The organism is Oceanispirochaeta crateris (genome assembly GCF_008329965.1).
Classification (GTDB): Bacteria; Spirochaetota; Spirochaetia; order DSM-2461; family DSM-2461; genus Oceanispirochaeta; species Oceanispirochaeta crateris.
This window is the reverse complement of sequence record NZ_CP036150.1, coordinates 1,431,762-1,452,344: the sequence shown is the minus strand read 5'-3', so window position 1 is coordinate 1,452,344 and position 20,583 is coordinate 1,431,762. Positions and strand designations below refer to the sequence as shown.

Here is a 20,583-nt window from a genome sequence, read left to right as displayed (position 1 = left end):
GCGGTATCTCTTTACAAATAAAAAAGAGATTGTTCCGTGAGCTGAACAATCTCTTTTTAATGGAGGTGGCGGGAATCGAACCCGCGTCCTATTGGGCGCAAGCAAGGCCTCTACAGGTTTAGTCTCTACTTGGTGATTCGGATTTTACGAGAGGAGAAAACAACCCTGCAAAATCCTACTTCCGGAAAATTGTCCCTCTCCCTCCCCGGACGGAAGAAAAGGTAAAGTCCTGATTTCTGGCGGACAGTCTCAAGCTCAGAACGGCGCCTAAGGTGCCCGTCGCTAACTTATATTAAGCTGCGAGTGTAAGTGCTGTGTTGTCGAAAGAAACGACAACAACGTCTTCTTTTTTGGCACTTAAAAATTTTGACAGTTTAAGGAGATAACGCTCCACCTGCAACCCGACAAACGGTATCCAACAGTCGAAACCTTGACACCCCCGTGAATCTAGTGTGAAGTCATCATAATGAGATTCGTCCACTGAGTCAATATGGATTTACCTGGTCTGAATGACTCTTTATTTTATCCGGAAGACTCTCTCTGTATCTCGTTTTATATCTTTCTCTTTGATGGTAGCACGCTTATCATACATTTTTTTACCCTTACAAACACCAACATCCACCTTGACTCTGCCATTCTTCAGATAAAATTTGAGTGGGATCAGCGTAAATCCTTTTTCAACGATTTTACGCTCAAGTTTGTTGATTTCCATTTTATGGGCCAGTAATTTTCTAACGCCATCCACATGATGGTTATTGATGTTTCCAAAGTCATAGGGTGTTATCTGAAGGTTTTTAATATAAAGCTCGCCATTGCTGATTTCACAAAATGAATCAGGAAAGGAGAATTTACCAATTTTTATAGATTTAACTTCTGTGCCCTTCAGGACAATGCCACACTCGATGCTTTCTGAAATCGTATAGTTATGGCGTGCTTTTCTATTCTCTCCCAGCACATTGGATGGGGTTTTCTTTTTCTTTGACATTTATTTTACCTTTTAACAAGCAGCAAGGGACGAAAACCAACATAGGCTGTACACCATGAGGCTGGTTGTGATCCTCTTGTCTCCAATTCTACCTGACCGGGATTATTGGCCCAGCTACCACCGCGGACAGCAAAATCGGGAAACATAAATTCACTCTTAGTGTTAGCTGATTGAGTATTATAGAGAAAAGAATCGTTCATGCCAAATCCGTTTTCACACCATTCCCAAAGATTTCCATCCATATCATAAAGCTCTAGTTTTCCAGAGTGGAAAGAACCAGCCTCTAAAGGACCCAAGTTTTTCTGAGAGGGACGATCACCATTCTCCAGGCCATTGGCTTTTGCAATGATTTCCCATTCCCACTCACTAGGCAATCTCACAATCATTTCATCAGTATTGAAGAAACTATCCTGTAGCCATGAACAGAAGGCCTGGGAAGCAGGATAAGATACATATCTGAGAGGTTCTCTGGAACCATGCATATCGACTGAGCCATCCCAGTCTTCTAGATAGTTTTCGTTTACAAGATCCTTGTCAATCAGGGTTTGAAGTGCCGATAGAGACCATTCTGGGTGGTCATCGAGGAACAGGGAATACCAGCCCTTTGTTATCTCCCTGTCTGCGACATAAACATCGTAGTCCAGAGTCTCAATGTTTAAAGTACCAACCGATCTGAACTTCAATGGATCTTCTGGAAGAGGTTGGTAGACTAATGACTTTGCCTCGATCGTCAATGGACTCTGTGTTTTTTGCTGTGCCGGAAGGTCTATAGAATCGAGGGGATAGAACTCTTTGAATATATCTTGGCTTCCAGGATTTTCTTTGAGAAAATCAATTCCTGCCTGAATCACTTGTAAATAGCTCTTAGGGTTTAGAACCTTTCCCTTTGTTGATAAAAGAACTGCACTTTCCAACCATTCCTTATAGGCTTGAGAACGGTAGGCTGAGCGAAGAAGTGAACTATGATAGTTGAGCAGATCGGATTCAGAGATCTCCGAGCTGTTTTGTGGGCTTCTATAATATCCTTTTATGAGAGATGTCATGAGAGGAGGAACCGGATGAGAGCTGTAACCCTCGTCTGACTGAAACCAGGATGCCGTATTTTCATGTTCTAGGTTCAACGCTTCTCTTGTCAGGTTGAAATTCAAATCAGCCCTGAAATCTTTCTTTCTTTTGAGGAAGAGAGTTCCCCATACACGTCCTTTTACATTTACATCTTGTGAAAACAGTTCGTGATAAGGGGTTTTTATGACAATTTTTCTCTCGCCTCTGGGAACGAAATATAGACCAGGAGTGGCTCCTAATCGTATATCATCCACATAAACCGATGCCCCTTGAGGGGTGGAGGAAAAGCGATAATATGTACCATTTTTTATGAGTCCAGGCATGAAAAAAATCAGAAATAACGCCAATAATCCAAGACTAAGGTACACATATTTAATATACGATACCGGTTGGATTCCAAATATTGGTTTTAGGCTAACTTTCTGTTCCTTCAGTTCGTCCTCTGACAGCTCAATTCTCTTCATAGCAGGATTATAGGAAGACTGTAGTGACTTGTCAACGCAGAGGCTTCTGTGGTAATTTTCAGTTTAAACTTCCTCTTAAGGAAAACGTATGAATTCATTCTCAATAAAACTTGTGGGATTCACAGAGAAAATCCTTACGAATAGAAAAATCAGAATCTATAAGAAAAAGAAAAAGCAGCAGGCAAAGAATCCTATTCTCGATTGGATCGAAGCCTTTCTTTGGGCCGCCATGGTTGTTTTACTGATCAATCAGTACCTCTTTCAGGCCTATCAGATTCCTTCAGGTTCAATGAAGGATACACTTCTCATTAAAGATCGTATCTTCGTCAATAAACTTCTATATGGGCCTGAGCTGTTGCCTGGAATGGCGAAAGTTCCTGGATTCAAAATTCCTCAAAGAGGGGAAGTCATTATTTTTGAAAATCCTGTTTATCTCTCCAGAGGACCCGTCTTTGATATTATGCAAAGGGTCATATATATGCTTACCCTGTCTATGGTGGACATTGACAAGGATGAAAACGGCAACCCTAAAGCTCATTTTCTAATTAAAAGACAGATAGCCCAGGATGGTGATATTTACCGTCAGTACCAGGGGAATCTTCAAATTAAGGCAATGGGGGAGAGTCATTTTCTCGATGAAGAAGATTTTAAGAAAATTTCCGGTTTATCCTATGGTAACAAGAGGATGATTGACCCGTCTGAATACCCTGTATTCAAAGCCTATGGAGAAGCCTATACTCTACAGGAAGAAGGACTGGTTATACCCGCCAGTCTTCGAAATATGGCGTCAAAAATAGATCAGATAGATTATAAAGATCCCCTGGAAATGGATTTATGGAGACAAAAAAAGAAATTTGAAATACAACCGTATAATACTGCTGCTTCTGCCCGTTGGAGAAAGTCAATGGTTACGGGGTATTACGTGCCGCCGGGCTGGGTTCTTCCTATGGGAGATAACAGGGATAATTCAAATGATGGCCGCTATTTTGGATCTATTCCTAAGAATAAAGTACTGGGACGTGCCATGTTTAAGTATTGGCCGGCCGGTAGAGCCGGGATTATTCGGTAGTGTTGTCCAGTTCATCCCGAAAGGCTGTCTCCTATAAAGAACGGAAGGCGATTGCGGCAAAAAGGGTGAGAAGGGCCATTTCTCTCGTGGTTTTCTTTTCTCTCTACCTTTTTTTCAGCAATTCTGTTTCAACTCCTTTAAAAGTCGTCTCCTCTTCTATGGAACCTCTTTTATTCGAGGGAGACCGCATCCTTTATTCTCGATTCCTCGTTGATACTCAAAGCCGGGTTCTGATCAAGGCCAATTCTGATATATCCAGGGGGGACCTACTTGTTATTTCTCCGCCTTACTATCGGAAAAATCAAAGGATCATTGAAATTATCAATCCCGTGATCAGATTTTTCTCCTTCCAGAAATTTCAATTGAGTTCCTATTCTCGTTACAATTGGGAGACGGATAAGATGGTTAAAAGGGTCATTGCTCTGCCAGGGGATACCATAAGGACCGTAGATCAAAAAGTCTATCTGAAAATACCGGGTGAAAAATATTTCTCACCCGAAGAAGAGGTTTTAAAGGTCAAATATAAGGTGAATACGATTCAAGCACCAGAGGGCTGGAAAACAGGATATCCTCTGGATGGAAGTATTCAGGAATATGAGTTGTCAGATGGAGAATATTGGGTTCTCAGTGACAATAGAGGTTCAGGCAGTGATTCCTTTTTTTGGGGCCCCTTGAAAGAAGACCGAATCATTGGAAAAGTCTTTTTCAGATACTGGCCACTTTCTGGTTTTTCCTTTTTATGAAGCCTTATCAGACTGCTTTATACATTCACATTCCCTTCTGTAAAAGAAAGTGCGACTATTGTGATTTTTATTCAGTCTGCAATTCTTCTATTCAAGATGCGCTTTTAGAGCAGATTCCTCTGCAAATTTATTCACTTACAAGCGATTATAATGTTGATAGTTTTAAGACTCTATATCTGGGAGGCGGTACTCCCGGATTAGTCAGCATTAAGGGATTATCCCTTCTTCTCGCCCAGGTGAGAAAACTGAATAAGGGAGTTCTGCCCGGTGAAGTCACTCTTGAGTGTAATCCATCCAATGTGACTCGAGATAGAATTGATGCATGGAAATCCATGGGGATCACCAGGATCAGTTTAGGGGTTCAGTCCTTTCAGGATGCTTTCCTTAAAAAGGCCGGAAGGCAAAGCAGTCGGAGTTTGATCCTCAACGCTTTGACACAGCTTCATGATGCTTCATGTTTTGATTTGAATATTGATCTTATTCAAGGACTTCCTGGCATGACTCAACAAGATCAAATTCAGGATCTAAAAGAAGCAGTGAACTGGCATCCCGATCACATTTCCTGGTATAGCCTGATACTTGAAAATGGGACAGTTTTGAAGGATCAATGGTCCCGTCGAAATGGTCTTCTTGAAGAAGATAATGATTTGGCCTGGGAAACTGGGTGTAAAATCCTTGAGGGAGAAGGGTATGACCGCTATGAAATTTCCAATTTTTGCCGTAAGGGAAAGAAGAGTATTCATAACAGCAGTTATTGGAAACTGGAACCCTATCTAGGATCTGGACCCTCGGCTGTCTCCATGCTTAAAAATTCAGATGGGAAAATCAAGCGTTTCAGAACAAAGGCTGATGCCCAAGGATATTCTCAAGGCCATTTTTCATATGAGGAAAGTGAAACAATTGAGGTTCTGGATTGTCTGAAAGACACTCTGCTTATGGGACTCCGTCTCTCCGAGGGAGTTTCATCACAGCAGATAAAAAATATTTTTGGATGGGAAATCACTGAACTTTTCCCCCATTCTATAAAGAGATGGGTAGAGGCTGATTGTTTAATCTATGATGGTTTTTCCTTGCGCCCCAGCAGGCGTGGAATGAATCTGCTCAATTCCATTTTGATTTCTATCTTTGAAGAACTGGACAAACAAAAGTGTGCTTTTACTCTGAACTGGCCATCTGAATAGGCTTGCTGATTCTTGACAGCCTAATTTTCATTGTGTTATTTTTTACTGGATTTAGAAATACCGTTAATCGTTGGATTTTAAGGAGATATAATGTCAGGACATAGCAAATGGGCATCCATAAAGCACAAAAAAGGTGCACTTGATGCAAAAAGGGGTAAACTCTTTACAAAAATTATCAAGGAAATCAATGTGGCAGCCCGGATGGGTGGCGGTGACATTGAAACAAATGCGGCTTTGAGAACTGTCGTATTAAAAGCTAAAGCAGCCAATATGCCCAAAGATAATATCGATAAAGCCATTAAAAAGGGTACTGGTGATTTGGATGGGGTCGATTATATTGAGCTTCAGTATGAAGCATACGCCCCTGGGGGAGTAGGACTTCTTATTTCTACTCTGACAGACAATAAAAATAGAACAGCCGCCGATGTCAGGTCCATTCTGAGTAAGGGGGGCGGATCATTAGCCACTACTGGTGCCGTTTCCTATCAGTTTACCAGAAAGGGAATTATTGCTTATAGTGCAGAAGATATTGATTTTGATGCCCTCTTTGAGATTGCTCTGGAAGCCGGTGCTGAAGATGTGACAAATGAAGATGGAACAATCGAGGTTGTCACAGATCCAGCCGATTTTGAGGCGGTTCTCACAGCACTTCAGGAAGCAGGCTTTGAACAGCTGAGTGCTGAAATTACCATGGTTTCAGACAATACTGTTACCTTGGACAATGAGCATACCGCTAAGGTTTTACGTCTTATTGACCGCCTGGAAGACAATGACGATGTACAGGATGTTGCCAGCAATCTGGAAGTTCCAGCTGATTTCGAAATGGAAGAATGATTCCCGTACTGGGAATCGATCCTGGCCTGGCTCATGCCGGCTGGGGAATCATCCTTCATGATGGGATGCGAAGCCGGTATGTGGCTCATGGTGTGATCAAGACTGATTCAAAGTCACCCATGACCGACCGGCTTCTTTGTCTTTATGAGGAATTAGGCCGGGTCATCAAAGAGTATAATCCTGTTACTGCCGGCATAGAAACTCTGTATTTTGCCAAAAATGTTAGTTCTGCCATGCCTGTTGCTGAAGCCAGGGGTGCGCTCATTTTATGTATGGCAAAACATCATCTGACTGTGGGGGAGTATACTCCATTGCAGATAAAACAAGCCGTTGTCGGAACTGGCAGAGCCGACAAGCATCAGGTTCAGTCCATGGTTGCCCTATTATTAAAGCTTAAGGATGTTCCGCGGCCTGATCATGCTGCCGATGCATTGGCTGCCGCTTTATGTCATGCCCATTCAGGAGGATTGTCTTGATAAACAGTATTAACGGAGTCATCACTGAAAAAGGGGATTCCTGGATTTGTATGGAAAACCATGGAATGGAGTGGCAGATCATCTCCTCAGGAATCAGCATATCGTCTCTGCCCGCCGTTGGAAATCAAGCTCGGATCTTCACCTGGCTCTATCATAAAGAAGATCAAATGGCCCTATATGGTTTTTCAAGTGTCAAAGAGCGGTTCTTATTTTTAGATTTGATTTCGGTCAGCGGGGTTGGTCCCAAGGGAGCCATTAAAATTCTTTCAGCGGTTCGTCCCGATCAATTGATGCTCTATCTGGAAGAAGAAAATTTAGAGGGGCTTGCTTCATTGCCGGGACTCGGTAAGAAAACGGCTCAGAAAATACTGCTTCAACTCAGAGGAAAACTCAGCTGGGAAGATGCTGACAGTGGTGGTACCAGTTCACATGGCCCAGAATCTGAGTGGGTAGAGTCTCTCACAGCCATGGGATTTGAAAAAAGGAAGGTTCTTTCTATTGTCAAAAATCTCATGAAGGACGAAGATATTGCATCTTTGGGTCCCGATAAGAAAGAGCAGGAAATCCTGCGAAGAGCCATTGTTGAACTCAGCTCCTAAGGTGAACATATATGTCAGATGACAGCATTTTATCAGGTCTCTCCTATCATGGCGAAGAGCAGGCTGAGAATCCCATACGTCCCCGACTGCTCAATGAGTTTTTAGGACAGGAAGATATAAAGAGTAATTTGAGAATCTTCATTGAAGCTGCAAAAAAGCGTGAAGAACCTTTGGATCATGTTTTTCTATCCGGACCTCCAGGTCTCGGTAAGACGACTTTGGCGGGAATCATGGCCAATGAACTGGGAGTGGACGCCAAGGTAACTTCGGCTCCTGCCCTGGATAAGCCAAAGGATCTAGCCGGACTTTTGACTACCATAACAGAAAGAACCGTCTTTTTTATAGATGAAATACACCGCTTGAAACCGGTCATAGAAGAAATGCTCTATATTGCCATGGAAGACTTCGAACTGGACTGGATTATAGGGCAGGGACCTTCTGCCAGGACCATCCGTATTCCTGTTCCTCCCTTTACAATGGTGGGAGCAACAACGAAACCGGGACGTGTGTCCAGTCCGCTTTATTCGCGTTTTGGCATTAATGTAAGGATGAACTTCTATAATCATCAGGAACTTCAGAAAATATTAACCCGATCGGCGTCTATTTTGAATATAACGATTACATCCGATGCCGCTCATCTTCTCGCTGGTTCCAGCAGGGGAACCCCCAGGGTCGCCAACAGGTTACTAAGAAGGATGCGTGACTTTGCTCAAATAGAGGGAGAGGGAATTATCACAACGGATATTGTTCATTCGGGGCTTAAACGCCTCCAAGTGGATGAGAAAGGTCTGGAAAAGCTGGATAGAGAGATATTGAGGACTCTCATTACAAAATACCAGGGGGGACCGGTCGGTGCCGAAACCCTGGCTATTTCTGTGGGAGAGAGCATGGATTCATTAGAGGACTTCTATGAACCTTACATGATTCAGCAGGGATTCCTTAAGAGGACTCCCAGAGGGCGGGTCGCGACTCCCATGGCATACAAACATCTAGGATTGGAATGGAACAGTAATGAAAATCAGGGACTTCTCTTTTAACTTACCTCCCGAACAGGTAGCTCAGCATCCCCCCGAGACGAGGGGAACGGCCAAATTGATGGTTTTAAATAGGACAAGCGGTGAGATCTCTCATAAAAATATGCAGGACTTTCCCGATTTAGTCGAAGAAGGCACTCTTGTGGTTTTTAATAATTCAAGGGTCAGAAAAGCTCGGGTTTATGCTCAGTCTGAATTTGGCGGGAGGGTTGAATTCTTCTTTCTGAAGTCACTAGAGGAAGATCTCTGGCTTTGCATGGTCTCTAAGGCAAAGAAACAAAAGAGGGGAAAGACTTTTCAATTTCCGGGAGATTTGAAAGGGACGATTACTGAAGAGGTCAGCAATAACCACCGGAAGGTGCGCTTTTCATCTCCTGTGGATGATGACTATTTAGACCAATTTGGCCATATTCCACTTCCTCCCTATATAAAGAGAGATGATAGCGACGAGGATGCCGAACGGTATCAATCTGTCTTCTCAAAAGAGACCGGTTCTGTGGCAGCACCCACAGCGAGTTTGCACTTTACCGATGAAATCATTGAGAAACTTCATAAAAAAGGTGTAGAGACTACTTTTGTGACTCTTCATGTTGGTCTGGGTACCTTTGAACCAGTTAGAACAGAGAGTATTCTGGACCATAAGATGCATGAGGAACAGTTCTTTATTTCAGAGGAGACCGCTTTAAAAGTAGAAGCGGCTGTGAGGGAAGGCCGGCCCATTCTTGCCGTCGGGACAACCTCAGTAAGGACTCTCGAGTCTGCCTGGGGGAATGGTCAACTCAAGAGGGGTGAAAACAGTACTGATATATTCATATATCCCGGGTATGAGTTTCAGGTTGTGAATCGGATGTTTACAAATTTTCACACACCTGAATCAACTCTTCTTGTTCTTGTCAGTGCCTTTGCGGGTAAAAAGACTATTGAGAAAGCCTATGAAGAGGCTGTCGCTTCGGGTTATATGTTTTATTCTTATGGAGATGCCATGTTGATGCTCTGAATCAGTAGGTGTTTTCATCCATTGATTCGAAGGCTTCCCTCACTCTTTGTAAACGATCCAGCTCTCTTTGGATCGTTCTTTGATAATTCAGTTCTCCTGTTTCGATTCTGTAGGATTCATCTTCCCAGAACTGTATATCCGTAAGGAACATCCAGGCGAATTTATCGGAAGCGGCTTTTGCAGACCACTCCTTGGCATCTTCCCAGAAGTTTAAGGCGTATCTATAGCATTCTTCTGCCGTATCCAATGAGTCTAAATTTGAAAATTTCCATGGATAGTTGTAAAAGTAGGCGTTCCGTTTGTCATATTTCATACCCAGCTTTAAATAGGAATCAACCAGCTTCAAGTTGACATGCATATAAAACAGATACCTGTATTTTTCCCACTCTTTTTCATTGTTGATTGTCGCCAGAGCATTGAGGGGGTTGGCAAAGTCTGAACGAAGAGCCATTCCCAGGTAGTGAATATTCTCCAGGGTATCTTCGGGATACTGATGCATATGCTGATGATAGAGGCGGTAGAACTGCTCTGCATAGAGAATCTTATAGGCATGAAGATCCATAGGCTTCACTGCGGGAATGAGGAATAAAAGGAAAAAGATGAACCTGAGGTATTTCTTCACTCTCTCAATATCGGAGGATGGTGGGATATACCTTACATTCAATGCCGTTGAGATTCAAAAATTAAAGATTCAGAACCTTAATTATTTCCTGAAATACCTCATCAGCTCCCGTTTCACCATTGATCTTATAAAATCCTTTCCCCTCTGGATAAAAAGTGGTAAATGCTCTCTCATAAAGGGACATGACCTGTTTCTGGAGGGCTTCTTTTTCAAAAAGATCAATGCTTTCTCTCTTATCCCGTCTGCTTGAAGATGTTTCCACCGAACATTCCAGATAGATACAGTATCCGGGGAGTGGAAATTCTTTGTTCAGATCAAGAACCGTTTCAAAGTCCAGATGCAGGGATTGATAAGCCAGAGAAGAAAAGAGATACCGGTCACAGAACACCCATTTTCCATTTTCAAGCTGCTCTTTCATCATTTTAACGTGTTCTCTTCTGTCTGCCGCAAAGAGCTGTGCCAAAGTCAGTGGATCAACTTTTTCTCTTTTTTCAAGTACGGCTCTGGCCGCCAAACCAATAAATCCGTCTGATGGTTCAAAAGTTCTGATACTATCAATACCATTCTCCAGGCAGTATGAAGAGAGTCTGTTTAGCTGTGTTGTTGTTCCAGAACCGTCCAAACCCTCCAGTACAACAAATTTATCCCATAAACTCATACTCTGTCCTTGCGCAATCAAATGTTTCCGATAGAATAATACACAATGCAAAAGCTGACTATACTAATATTGATAACTCTCGTTCTGTCATCCTATTTGTATGCAGAAAATGATCCAATCATTCTGGATCGTGATATTCTTTATTGGAGACCCGCCGGTCCGGATATTGAAATCCCCGATGTGTTTTATCATCCTCCCCTAAGTTTGGAACTTGAAAATTCAGAATTGAGTTCTCTGTTTTATCCCTTGAGCCCGGGGCCTCATGAGCAGCAGTCAGACGCTCAGTCCCGGAGTGAACCCGAATCAGATGATTTACAGGGCCTTACCTTGGACTGGAAAGCTCCCGTGTTAAATACGGGTACCGGGGATGTCACTCATGCCCATACAATAGGCATAGCCTTTGATGAACCTTACGGTAGCAGCCTTTTATTTGAAGCTGCCCGGGGGGGCTTCCTCTATGATCTGGAAGGGAATTATTCCCATAATAGTGGATATCCATCCTGGATAGCTAGCCGTTTTTTCTTGGAACAAGAAGAACAGTCCCTGTCTGCCTCCCTGTCGATCAGGTCCAACCAGGCAGTCGGCATAGCTTCATACCTCAAATGGGATGGTTTTCCTCAAGGAGATACCGGTTCTTATGGTATGCAAGCCGGAGTCAGGCTCTCATCTACGAATGATTCAAAGACCTATGATCTTGCAGCTCATGGCGGTTTGTCCCATGGATTTTCAATCCATTCTCTTCTTTTTATTCCCTCTCTTGCTGCTGCCATCACCGGGATACCAGAAAAAGAGTCATGGAAGATCGTCCCCGGGTTTACTTTTGAAGATACCCTGGTTTTGAAACAGGGTGATTTTACATTTTCTGCCGGTTTATTGAGTGAGATTTCTCCATTTGATTCCAGCATCAAGTACTTCCCGGAGGTTTCACTTCTTTACAGAGTCCATGGTTTATTCAGTGTCTTTGCTGAAACATCTGAAGCAGAGCTTTCAGATGCCCTTTATCAACAATTTTTAACCCGGGAAATATACAGTTGGTCCGAAAATACCTATTATCGCTGGCAGCAGAGCAAGGTGGGGCTTCACTTTACCAGAAGAGAGATTCAAGGCTATACTGCAGCCGGTTTTAAACAGGGAGATCTACCACTCCTTGTGGATGAGAAACTCATGCCGGTAAGAATGTCACTCCTCTTTTACGAAATGGGTTTTTCATGGGAAATACGCGGTGGAATTATCACGGAAATAAACTCTTATGCCGATCATAGTGATAAGGGAAAGTTTCGATTTATGGGGATAAATAGTTGGATTTTTCCGGGAGAAGGCTTGGTTGATCATTATTCTTTTCTACTTCGTAGTGGGAATCGGGATCTACTGAGAGGGTATCAGGACATCTTATCAGAGAGTTCTGAAATCCTGGCCGGAATTGGAACAAGTATTGAATTTGTTTCATCTTTATCCTTCAATTTTTATCTTGATTGTCCGATTTCAGAATTCACTCTGGAAGGAGGTACGGGGATTTCTTTCTCTTATTGATCGTGCAGTTCTGTAACTTTCGTGATTCTGTATGTATTTTAAAAAAGTAAGGTGAAAGAATGGAATCTTCGGAGTATTTGATAAAAGCAGTATTCTTCTCATTGCTCCTGCATGCATTTGTGCTGTACTTGTTTGCTTTGTTTGCATTCAAACCTATGATTCAGGATGTGTATCCCTCCATTTCAGTCACCCTTAGGCAGGTTGTCACAGCAGATGTATATAAAAGTGAGGTCAAGGAGTCTAATGATTCTTCGGTTTCAATGGAGGAAGCTCTTCCCAGCAAAATATTACCGGTGATCAATGAAGTAGAAGAACCAATATCAGAGGAACGTCCTCTTCCCGAAGTGACAGACTCGGTAGTTTCTGAGCTTGTCTCGGCTCCTCAGACATCGGCCGCCATGGAATCTCCCGTAGAAAATCAGGGTGTTGAAAGTAGTTTCAGTTCCCCATTGGGTGCAAATGTGTCAGATTCACAGCCCATAGACGAGAATCCTCTAGATGTGGAATGGGAGGGACACTCCGCCCGTGTTCTATCAATCCCCGATCCTAATTTTAGGCTCCCCATCGGGGGAATCCTGCCCCGGGAAGTATTGGTATCCTTTTCTGTTTTGAAAGACGGGACAGTTGGTTTTGTTCAAATACCACCCCCGGGAACAGGATCAATCAGCCTGGATCAACAAATCAGAAGCTATGTTCTATCCTTTTTGTTTGAATCTACTGCCAATGATGGAGATCGTAAGGGTGTTTTTCGTCTTAGGTTGACTCCCCAGGAGTCTGATAATCCATGAGATGGACTCGATTTCTATACCATTTTCTGCAGGTTTTCCTGTTGATCCTCATTCTCCTTCTTGGTCTGTTTGCATATAAAACTGTTGAAGAGAAAAGCTCGGATTTTGTTTATCGGATGAAAACAGAAATCATAGGCTCTATTGAAGATCGTTATGCTCTGCGATTGGAATATGACTCTATTTCGCCTTCCTTTCTTAATTCGGTCACAATCTATGATCTGCGGGTCTATACCCGGGGACAATCTGAACCACTGTTAAACATTGATAGAGTCAAACTCTACCATAATCTGTTTGGACTCTTATTTTCTGAAAAAACGGCATTAACCAGCATTACTGTCTCAGGGCTTCATCTGGACCTTGATATGTCTCAGGACAGACCCTTTATCGACAGAATAACAACGGGTAACAATGGCAATGAGTTTTCACTGGATTTAAGTCGAATCCTAACCAATTATATCAGAATTAGAAACTGGGATATGAGATTCAGTTCTGAGAATTTAAAAGCAGAGGGTTCTGGAAATAATATCAACCTGCGCCAGTCCGGTGAGTATTTGAGAATTGCTCTAAAGGGGCATTTTTCATATGAGAGCAAAGATACATCCAAGGTCCTTCAATATGTGGTCCTCGATTCAGAAATTAAGGGAACCCTTCAGAATGACTTGAGTGCTTTTGCTCTTGAAAGTGAATTCACAGGAATCGATTCTAACTTGGCAGTTCTGGAAAATCAGAGATTAAATCTGGGGTATAAAGACAGGCAGTTTCGATTTACCAAGATAAAAGACGATAAACCCTATGATTTGAATCTTTATTATGGTCCGGACGAAATTAAGGTAACTCTTCTTGCAGAAGAATTTTTACCATCCAGGCTGGTCTCATTCAAGTCTTCCTTTGAAGCGATTAATCCATGGTTGCAGACCTCCCTCAGCGGGCAGGGTGACTTTATATATGAACGGTCTACAGGATTTATCCAGTACTCATATAATGGTAGGGCCGTAATGGATAATAAAATGTTGCCCTTTCCTTTGAATATTCAAATGGATGTTCAGGGGGATGATTTGCACTTCAGATCTGACAAGATGGAAATAACCACTGATGTTGGTAACATAGACTGGAAGGGAGAATGGATCTTTCAAGATAGCTATCCCGAAGGAAATCTTTATTTTAACAACGTTCCTCTTGGTAATGATAATGAGCTAAAAGGTCAGCTTGTGCTCAGAAACATCGATGATTATTATTCAATCAATTCAAGAAATATTCTCCTCAATAATCAAACCGGAGTCGGTGATTTCAAGACATTGGTGTACAAGGATAATACAAGCTATATTTTTTCCTTTTTGGCAAATTTAAATCCCTTAAACGATATGAACGATAGAGTTGTTGTTGATGGTGAAATAAATTTTGATCAAGGGTTCCAGATCCAATCTTCCTACAGAATCTCAGACATGTCTCTTAGTAGTATTTATCCCCTGCTCGGTCAGTCGGTAATAGAATCTTTCCTTCAACTTTATCCAGGTATACAACTGCAATCGGAAGGGACTATCAGTTATTCCAAAGATAATCTCATGATTCAGATGCAGCGATTGAATACCTTCCTTCCTAAAGAGAACAAAAGTATGACTCTCAGTGGTTTTTATGGCAATAATACGCTGGACCTCTATGCGCTTGAAATGGTCTGGGAGGAAAATTCACTCTTTGGATCTGGGAATATTCGTTTTTTGGGAAATCAAACCGTGGTTCAAACCAGTTGGGACCTAAATGACCATAAGTATGAATTGAATGGACTGTATAGTAATGGCCAGTTTTCTCTTCTCGGTAATCATGGAGTCAAGGTTCAATTAGCCAAAAAAACTCAATCAGGATATTTGGGTACTTTAGAAGCATCAAGGCTGCCTGTCACATGGAATGATCAGCATTTCATGGCTACTCTTAATCTACGGGGACGGTATACAAAAGAAAACTGGGAACTCTTTTTAAACGAATCTTCATTGAAATGGGAGAACTCAGACCTTCTGTATCATCCTGAAGTCACCATGACAGCCTTTGTTGCTCCGGGAGCCGTTAATATTTTTTCCCTAGGGTATCGTGATGACTTCTCTTCTCTCAATGGAAGCGGCTCTTTCTTCTATGATGTTCCCCATGAAATCTATAATGGTTCACTCATCCTCAATGATGATAAAACAGGATCAGTGCAGGAAAGTTATGATGCTTATGCAGCGTTTAATGACGGTTTATTATCCCTGACCCTGCAGATTAATGAAGGAATGCTCGATCGTTTTCCCTTTCTCGACATGAAGGGGCGTGTGGATTCCACTCTCAGTATTCAAGGTGCGTTGGATTCTCCTCTCGTGGAGGGACAAATCCATGCTCCAGACCTGGAATGGAATAATTCGCCCTTTGGTCTGGCAGGAAAGATCAGGGTTACCACAGACAAGGCTGAAATATATGATTTGAATGTTCAGAAGAATAATTTGTATCTATCCAGAGGATTAGGAGTTTTTGATTTAAAAGGTGGTTCACTTGTTTTCACTTCAGCTCTGAGTAATTCAGATGAACTGGAAGAAACTGCCTCCAGAATTGAATCGGGATTCACCATCAGAATGGAAACCGGTCTTTCAATGGATATTAAAAATATTGAGGTTCCTGTTCTGAAAGATTTTAATGGTCGTTTAAGAATCCACCCAATAAAATGGAATGGGTTGACTTCCTTTGCATCAAAAACCATAGATTTCTCCAAAAGTGGACCACTTCTGAAGGGTGTTCTTACTCATGATGCGGAACAGTTTGTGAATTATAATTTTGAGACAAATGAGATAGTTGCAAATCTTAAAAAGGAATTTCCAGTCTCCATGCATCTTGAAGGGCAGCTTTCTCCTGATGCGGTTAATCTAGATATCGCTGATCTTGTGCTGAATCTGAATGTTATCAATTATATCATGCCCAAGGACCCCTCTCTCAATAACAGGTATGTTGTTTTTCGTGAGGGAAGCCTGTTAGAGGGGCAGGTCAATGTCCAGGGGACCCTGACAGATCCTGATTTTTCAGGACATCTTAAATCTGTAAATATTAATGTTCTGACTCCCTATACGGATGCTCCCATTGGAGAACTGTCACTTGATATTCAAATAGAGAATGATGTGATCACGGCTAGGGAATTCAATGTTCCAGCAGGTAAAGGGAATCTCCGGGGACAGGGGTTTATGACCTTGCGGGGGTGGGGAATCAACGATTACAACCTGGATATTGTTGCCGAGGGAACACCTGGTGCTCCTATTTCCTACAATGCCCATGGGCTCAATGGAAGCGGCGCATTTACGGGGCAATTTAAACTTCACGGGAATTCAAGTCAGGGTAATTTTGACGGAATAGTTGTCCTGAATGAGCTTGTGGGTTCTTTGGGTGATAAGACTGATCGTATCGTCAGGAAGAAAAAGTCTGGTACATATTCCTTTAAACTTGATCTTGTATTTGAAACAGGGAAAAATGTAAATTTTATCCTTCCGAACCCTCAGGTAGAACTGGTTCGAGCTGTGGCAGAATCCGGTGAAAGGATCAATCTGACTTTTGATTCTCTGAATAAGACAATGTCGATGACCGGAGGTATCAGTATAAGAACAGGTGAAATCTATTATTTTGATAGAACATTTAAAATGACAGAAGGTTCTTTGACATTTAATGAAGATGAGAATACCTTTAATCCCTTCTTGAATATTGAAGCGGAAATTGATACAACAGATACCAATGGAGATAATGTCACTATCTATTTGGTGTATAGAAATCCAATTCTAAATGAGTTCAAGCCCAGTCTCAGGTCTAATCCCTCTATGCCGGAAGATCAGATCACGGCCCTATTCGGCCAGAGTCTCATTCCCTATGATGATTCGGGTGATACCGATGTCTCTAAACTTATCCTCGCAACTGGAGGAATGGTGGGTACTTATGGCTTTGTAGGACCTTTTGAACTGGCATTGAAAGAATCATTGAATCTGGACAATGTGACAATCAGGACTGAGATTTTGGAAAATGCATTGATTGATCAGTTGAACCGAGAGAGTACTGTTAGCGATTCCAGTTCCACTTTCAGTATGGCAAAATACCTGGATAATACGAGTTTGTATCTAGGGAAATTTGCTGGAGATTCCTTGTATTTTTCAGCTGGGGTAGTTGTTGATTATGATCAACTGTATGGTTTAAGATCCTACATGAATGGGATTGATCTTGTTCCGGATCTTACAATTGAGATGAGAACGCCCTTTTTTCTGATTTTTTGGAATTATAATAAGAGTAATGCCTATGATTTTTATAACAGCGATTTTGTAAAAAATAATGCAATTGGTTTTGAATGGCAGTATTCTTACTGAATTCCCATATCCTCTTGAAACAGTATGTTGAGGAAACAACTTTTAAGGCTCTTTGGACCTGAGTGAAGAATCACCAAGGTTCTAATGGAGCACTGGTAGTATAAAGGAGATTTGATGCTTAACAAGAGATGGACTGTGTTCATTATCCTATTGATTTTGGGGACGGTCTCCCTATCGGCGCAGAGTGCTGACGATTGGTATGTGAACAAACAGATAGTAGATATACGGTTTACCGGTTTAAATACCGTTTCTGAAACGGAATTGAATGGAATTGTCAGGTCTTATATATCAAGAAAATTCACAGATTCCCTTTCCTGGGAAATTCAAGGAAAGTTATATGCTCTGGAGTATTTTGATCTTATTCTGCCACAGGTTCTTCCCGGAGATGACAATAACAATACCGTTATCCTTGAGTTCCAATTCAAAGAGAAGCCCGTTGTCAATGAAATAATCTTTACGGGCAATAACAGGATACGGAAGGGCGAACTTAGTGATAATATCCTTCTAACGAAAGGGGATTTGGTGAATAAGTCCTCTATTCGTCTGGATGCTCAGTCTTTGCAGTCCCTCTATGTCGAAAAAGGTTTTGTGGATGCTGAAGTCACGAGTAATATCGAAAAAAATGATGAAGATAATACGGTTTCAGTCGTCTTTGATATTCAGGAAGGAACACAGACCACCATTAAGGAAATCCGCTTTGTCGGGAATGATACTCATGTTACTTCTAAGACTCTGATGAGCCTCATGACAACGAAGGCACAGTCTCTTTTCAACAAGGGAATCCTTATGGAGAATGAGCTGCAGGAAGATGTGAGACTCATCGAGACATATTATTCGGACAGAGGTTTTATTGATGCCGAAGTCCGGGAAATCAACAAAGATGTCGTGCGTGATGAAGAAAAAGAAGTGAATAACCTGATTATTACCCTGGTTATCTATGAAGGGGATCCCTATACCTTTGGTGGGGTCGAATTCGTAGGCAATTCTCTTTATACGACAGAAGAGCTTCAGTCCTATATTACCCAAAATCCTGCCAAGGTTTTTAACAAGACGCGGTTTCAGTTTGATTATCAGAATATAACCGATTTATATTATGAAAATGGGTATATCTATAATACTTTCTCCCTAGAAGAAAATAGAAATGATGAAGATAAAACCGTCTCATACACTGTCAATATTGTTGAGAGAGACAGGGCTCATATCGAGAACATCGTGATCCGGGGGAATGATAAGACGAAGGAACATGTCATCACCCGGGAACTGTCCTTCGAGGTTGGAGATGTTTTTAGCAAAACCAAAGTCATGGAAGGGGTTAGAAACCTTTACAACACCCAGTATTTTTCTGTGGTAGAGCCTCAAACTTACCCTGGAAGCGAAGATGGACTGATGGACCTTGTTCTTGATGTAGAAGAAGGTAAAACTGCAGACATAATCTTTGGTTTGTCTTTCTCAGGAGGTCAGGATTTCCCTCTTGCGGGTAATATTAAATGGAATGACCGCAACTTCATGGGCACCGGTAGAACCTTGGGGGTCGATACCATTTTTTCTCCCGATAGCCAGAGTGTGTCTCTCCAATATTCAGAACCCCGTTTGTTTGATACTAAATGGGGTGCCGGGGCAGACCTGACCTACAAACATAGTAGTGAGTCACAAATCTATCAAGATTTGAACGGTGACGGGGTTATTGACCCCTATCTGGATGATGAAGATTTTACCAATGCCAACGAGATCGTACCTACCGATTATCTTATGGAATATGACACTCATTATGTTTCAACAGGTTTAAACACTGGATACACATGGTATACAGGTCTTGGGCGTTGGAACCTCTATTCCGGTATCAGGGGTGGCGTCGAATATGTGGAGTATGACAATGAAATCTACAGGCCATGGAGCAGCAGTGTTCGTGAAAACTACGAAACCTGGATGTATCATGACAGCATCTGGCTGAAAGGGGCCTGGGATACACGGGATTACGTTGGTAGCCCCTCTAAAGGTTTCATCCTCAGTCAAACCACAACCATTGCGGGGATTTCGAGTTTTTCAAGCAAGAATTATATGAAATCAGTTTCAAGAGGGGAGGTGAATTTCACCCTCTTTGATATCCCTACTTCAGATACATTCAATTTAAAATCTGTTCTCTCCATAAAATCTGCATTCTCTTATTTAGCAGAAAAACCCTGGAGTTCTATTGCCATAGATCCCCAAGAAGATGGCTTTTACGCAGACGGTATGTTTGTAGCCCGGGGTTGGTATCCAGAATCGGATGGTCAATCTCTGTGGGATAATACCATTACCATCAAATTCCCTTTGATTCCCAATATTCTGGCTTATGACTTTTTCTTAGACTCAGTGGGTCTTTGGAAATCAAAGGAGCTGCTTCAACAGGCTTCCCTAAGTGATATGAAATTTAGTCTCGGGACGGGTATCCGTTTTGATAATCCCCAGTTTCCTATAGGAATTTATCTGGTTAAGAAATTCCAATTTAACGAAAATGGTTCCATTGACTGGAACCCGGAGCCAGATTATGTAGAATTTGAAAATGGAAATCTAGACCTAGTTATTTCTTTCGGAATTGATATTTACTGATTTTTGGGGCAGTTCGGCCGTATTCGACTGTAGCTGTCCGGGAGGATAAAAAATTGAAAAAAATTATAACCTTGATTGTTCTGCTCTCTATAGCTGTTATTCCTGTGTTTAGCGATACAATTACCAAAGTAGCCGTCCTAGATTACTCCAGAATACTTTCTGCTTTTTATAAAGATTCTCAGGCAGTGAGAGAATTGGAAGAGATGAAAAGCCAATTCCAGCAGGAAATTGATAAAATCCAGGGCGAGATTAGCATCCTGGAAGAACGGAAGCTAAATGCCGAAAACAGTGGGAATAATTCCAAGGCTCTAGAACTGGATAATCAGATTTTTGAAAAGAAAAAATTCATGAGAGACTATATCCGTGTCAAAAATAGTCAGTTGACTGAATTAAATAAGAATCTGAGTCAGAATAACTCCCTCGTAAAAGAGATCATTGAAGAGGTCAAATACGTCGCTGAAAGTGGTGGATACTCCATTGTTCTTAAGAAATCTGATCCTAATCTTCTTTGGTGGAATTATGAAGTAGACATCACCGAACAGGTCCTTCAGAGACTCATGACTAAAATGCGGTGATTTTCGATATTTTAAC

At 41.9% G+C, this 20,583-nt stretch carries 17 protein-coding genes and 1 other RNA gene; 13 read left to right on the top strand and 5 right to left on the bottom strand.

Annotation, left to right across the window (positions count from 1 at the left end; genetic code table 11):
• Nucleotides 1-57 precede the first annotated feature (57 nt).
• From ssrA to EXM22_RS06585, 3 genes are all read right to left on the bottom strand, one after another.
• Nucleotides 58-441: a transfer-messenger RNA gene (gene ssrA, locus EXM22_RS06595) on the bottom strand.
• A gap of 76 nt (nt 442-517) precedes the next feature.
• A complete protein-coding gene (gene smpB / locus EXM22_RS06590; protein ID WP_149485753.1) occupies nt 518-985 on the bottom strand; it encodes an SsrA-binding protein SmpB in 468 nt (155 codons plus the stop codon).
• A gap of 5 nt (nt 986-990) precedes the next feature.
• Nucleotides 991-2,514, bottom strand: a complete 1,524-nt coding sequence (locus EXM22_RS06585) for an SUMF1/EgtB/PvdO family nonheme iron enzyme (protein ID WP_149485752.1) — start codon at nt 2,512-2,514, stop codon at nt 991-993.
• Between the two features lie 88 nt (nt 2,515-2,602).
• On the opposite strand from EXM22_RS06585, the gene lepB (EXM22_RS06580) reads away from it, so the two are divergent.
• From lepB (EXM22_RS06580) to queA, 8 genes are all read left to right on the top strand, one after another.
• Nucleotides 2,603-3,583 (top strand): signal peptidase I, encoded by a 981-nt coding sequence (gene lepB / locus EXM22_RS06580; protein ID WP_149485751.1) that lies wholly within the window; start codon nt 2,603-2,605, stop codon nt 3,581-3,583.
• The gene (gene lepB / locus EXM22_RS06575; protein WP_149485750.1) at nt 3,583-4,326 is read left to right on the top strand and encodes a signal peptidase I; all 744 of its coding nucleotides are present in this window, start codon (nt 3,583-3,585) and stop codon (nt 4,324-4,326) included. Before lepB (EXM22_RS06580) ends, lepB (EXM22_RS06575) begins: the two co-directional genes overlap by 1 nt.
• Nucleotides 4,323-5,507, top strand: a complete 1,185-nt coding sequence (gene hemW / locus EXM22_RS06570; RefSeq protein ID WP_149485749.1) for a radical SAM family heme chaperone HemW — start codon at nt 4,323-4,325, stop codon at nt 5,505-5,507. The genes lepB (EXM22_RS06575) and hemW overlap by 4 nt, the downstream gene beginning before the upstream one ends.
• A gap of 90 nt (nt 5,508-5,597) precedes the next feature.
• Entirely contained in the window at nt 5,598-6,341 is a 744-nt protein-coding gene (locus tag EXM22_RS06565) for a YebC/PmpR family DNA-binding transcriptional regulator (RefSeq protein WP_149485748.1), read from the top strand.
• Nucleotides 6,338-6,817, top strand: a complete 480-nt coding sequence (gene ruvC, locus EXM22_RS06560) for a crossover junction endodeoxyribonuclease RuvC (protein WP_149485747.1) — start codon at nt 6,338-6,340, stop codon at nt 6,815-6,817. Before EXM22_RS06565 ends, ruvC begins: the two co-directional genes overlap by 4 nt.
• Nucleotides 6,814-7,416 carry a Holliday junction branch migration protein RuvA gene (gene ruvA / locus EXM22_RS06555; protein ID WP_168203383.1) on the top strand — a complete coding sequence of 201 codons (603 nt, stop codon included), beginning with the start codon at nt 6,814-6,816 and terminating at the stop codon, nt 7,414-7,416. Before ruvC ends, ruvA begins: the two co-directional genes overlap by 4 nt.
• An 11-nt stretch (nt 7,417-7,427) precedes the next feature.
• Nucleotides 7,428-8,453, top strand: a complete 1,026-nt coding sequence (ruvB, locus tag EXM22_RS06550; protein ID WP_149485745.1) for a Holliday junction branch migration DNA helicase RuvB — start codon at nt 7,428-7,430, stop codon at nt 8,451-8,453.
• Nucleotides 8,428-9,447, top strand: a complete 1,020-nt coding sequence (queA, locus tag EXM22_RS06545; RefSeq protein ID WP_149485744.1) for a tRNA preQ1(34) S-adenosylmethionine ribosyltransferase-isomerase QueA — start codon at nt 8,428-8,430, stop codon at nt 9,445-9,447. Before ruvB ends, queA begins: the two co-directional genes overlap by 26 nt.
• A 1-nt stretch (nt 9,448) precedes the next feature.
• Here queA and EXM22_RS06540 read toward each other — a convergent pair whose 3' ends face one another.
• Together EXM22_RS06540 and tmk are read right to left on the bottom strand one after the other, a co-directional pair.
• Nucleotides 9,449-10,009 (bottom strand): hypothetical protein, encoded by a 561-nt coding sequence (locus tag EXM22_RS06540; RefSeq protein WP_484214020.1) that lies wholly within the window; start codon nt 10,007-10,009, stop codon nt 9,449-9,451.
• A 121-nt stretch (nt 10,010-10,130) separates the two neighbouring features.
• On the bottom strand, nt 10,131-10,727 hold the full coding sequence (tmk, locus tag EXM22_RS06535; RefSeq protein WP_149485742.1) for a dTMP kinase: 597 nt from the start codon (nt 10,725-10,727) through the stop codon (nt 10,131-10,133).
• 45 nt (nt 10,728-10,772) lie between these two features.
• On the opposite strand from tmk, the gene EXM22_RS06530 reads away from it, so the two are divergent.
• The 5 genes from EXM22_RS06530 (at nt 10,773) to EXM22_RS06510 (ending at nt 20,567) form a co-directional block, all read left to right on the top strand.
• Nucleotides 10,773-12,257 (top strand): hypothetical protein, encoded by a 1,485-nt coding sequence (locus EXM22_RS06530; protein WP_149485741.1) that lies wholly within the window; start codon nt 10,773-10,775, stop codon nt 12,255-12,257.
• A 59-nt stretch (nt 12,258-12,316) separates the two neighbouring features.
• On the top strand, nt 12,317-13,045 hold the full coding sequence (locus tag EXM22_RS06525) for a hypothetical protein (RefSeq protein ID WP_149485740.1): 729 nt from the start codon (nt 12,317-12,319) through the stop codon (nt 13,043-13,045).
• A complete protein-coding gene (locus tag EXM22_RS06520) occupies nt 13,042-17,403 on the top strand; it encodes a translocation/assembly module TamB domain-containing protein (RefSeq protein WP_149485739.1) in 4,362 nt (1,453 codons plus the stop codon). Before EXM22_RS06525 ends, EXM22_RS06520 begins: the two co-directional genes overlap by 4 nt.
• Before the next feature lie 114 nt (nt 17,404-17,517).
• Nucleotides 17,518-19,992 (top strand): outer membrane protein assembly factor BamA, encoded by a 2,475-nt coding sequence (bamA, locus tag EXM22_RS06515; protein WP_149485738.1) that lies wholly within the window; start codon nt 17,518-17,520, stop codon nt 19,990-19,992.
• Between the two features lie 53 nt (nt 19,993-20,045).
• Nucleotides 20,046-20,567 (top strand): OmpH/Skp family outer membrane protein, encoded by a 522-nt coding sequence (locus EXM22_RS06510; protein ID WP_168203382.1) that lies wholly within the window; start codon nt 20,046-20,048, stop codon nt 20,565-20,567.
• The last annotated feature ends 16 nt before the right edge of the window (nt 20,568-20,583 follow it).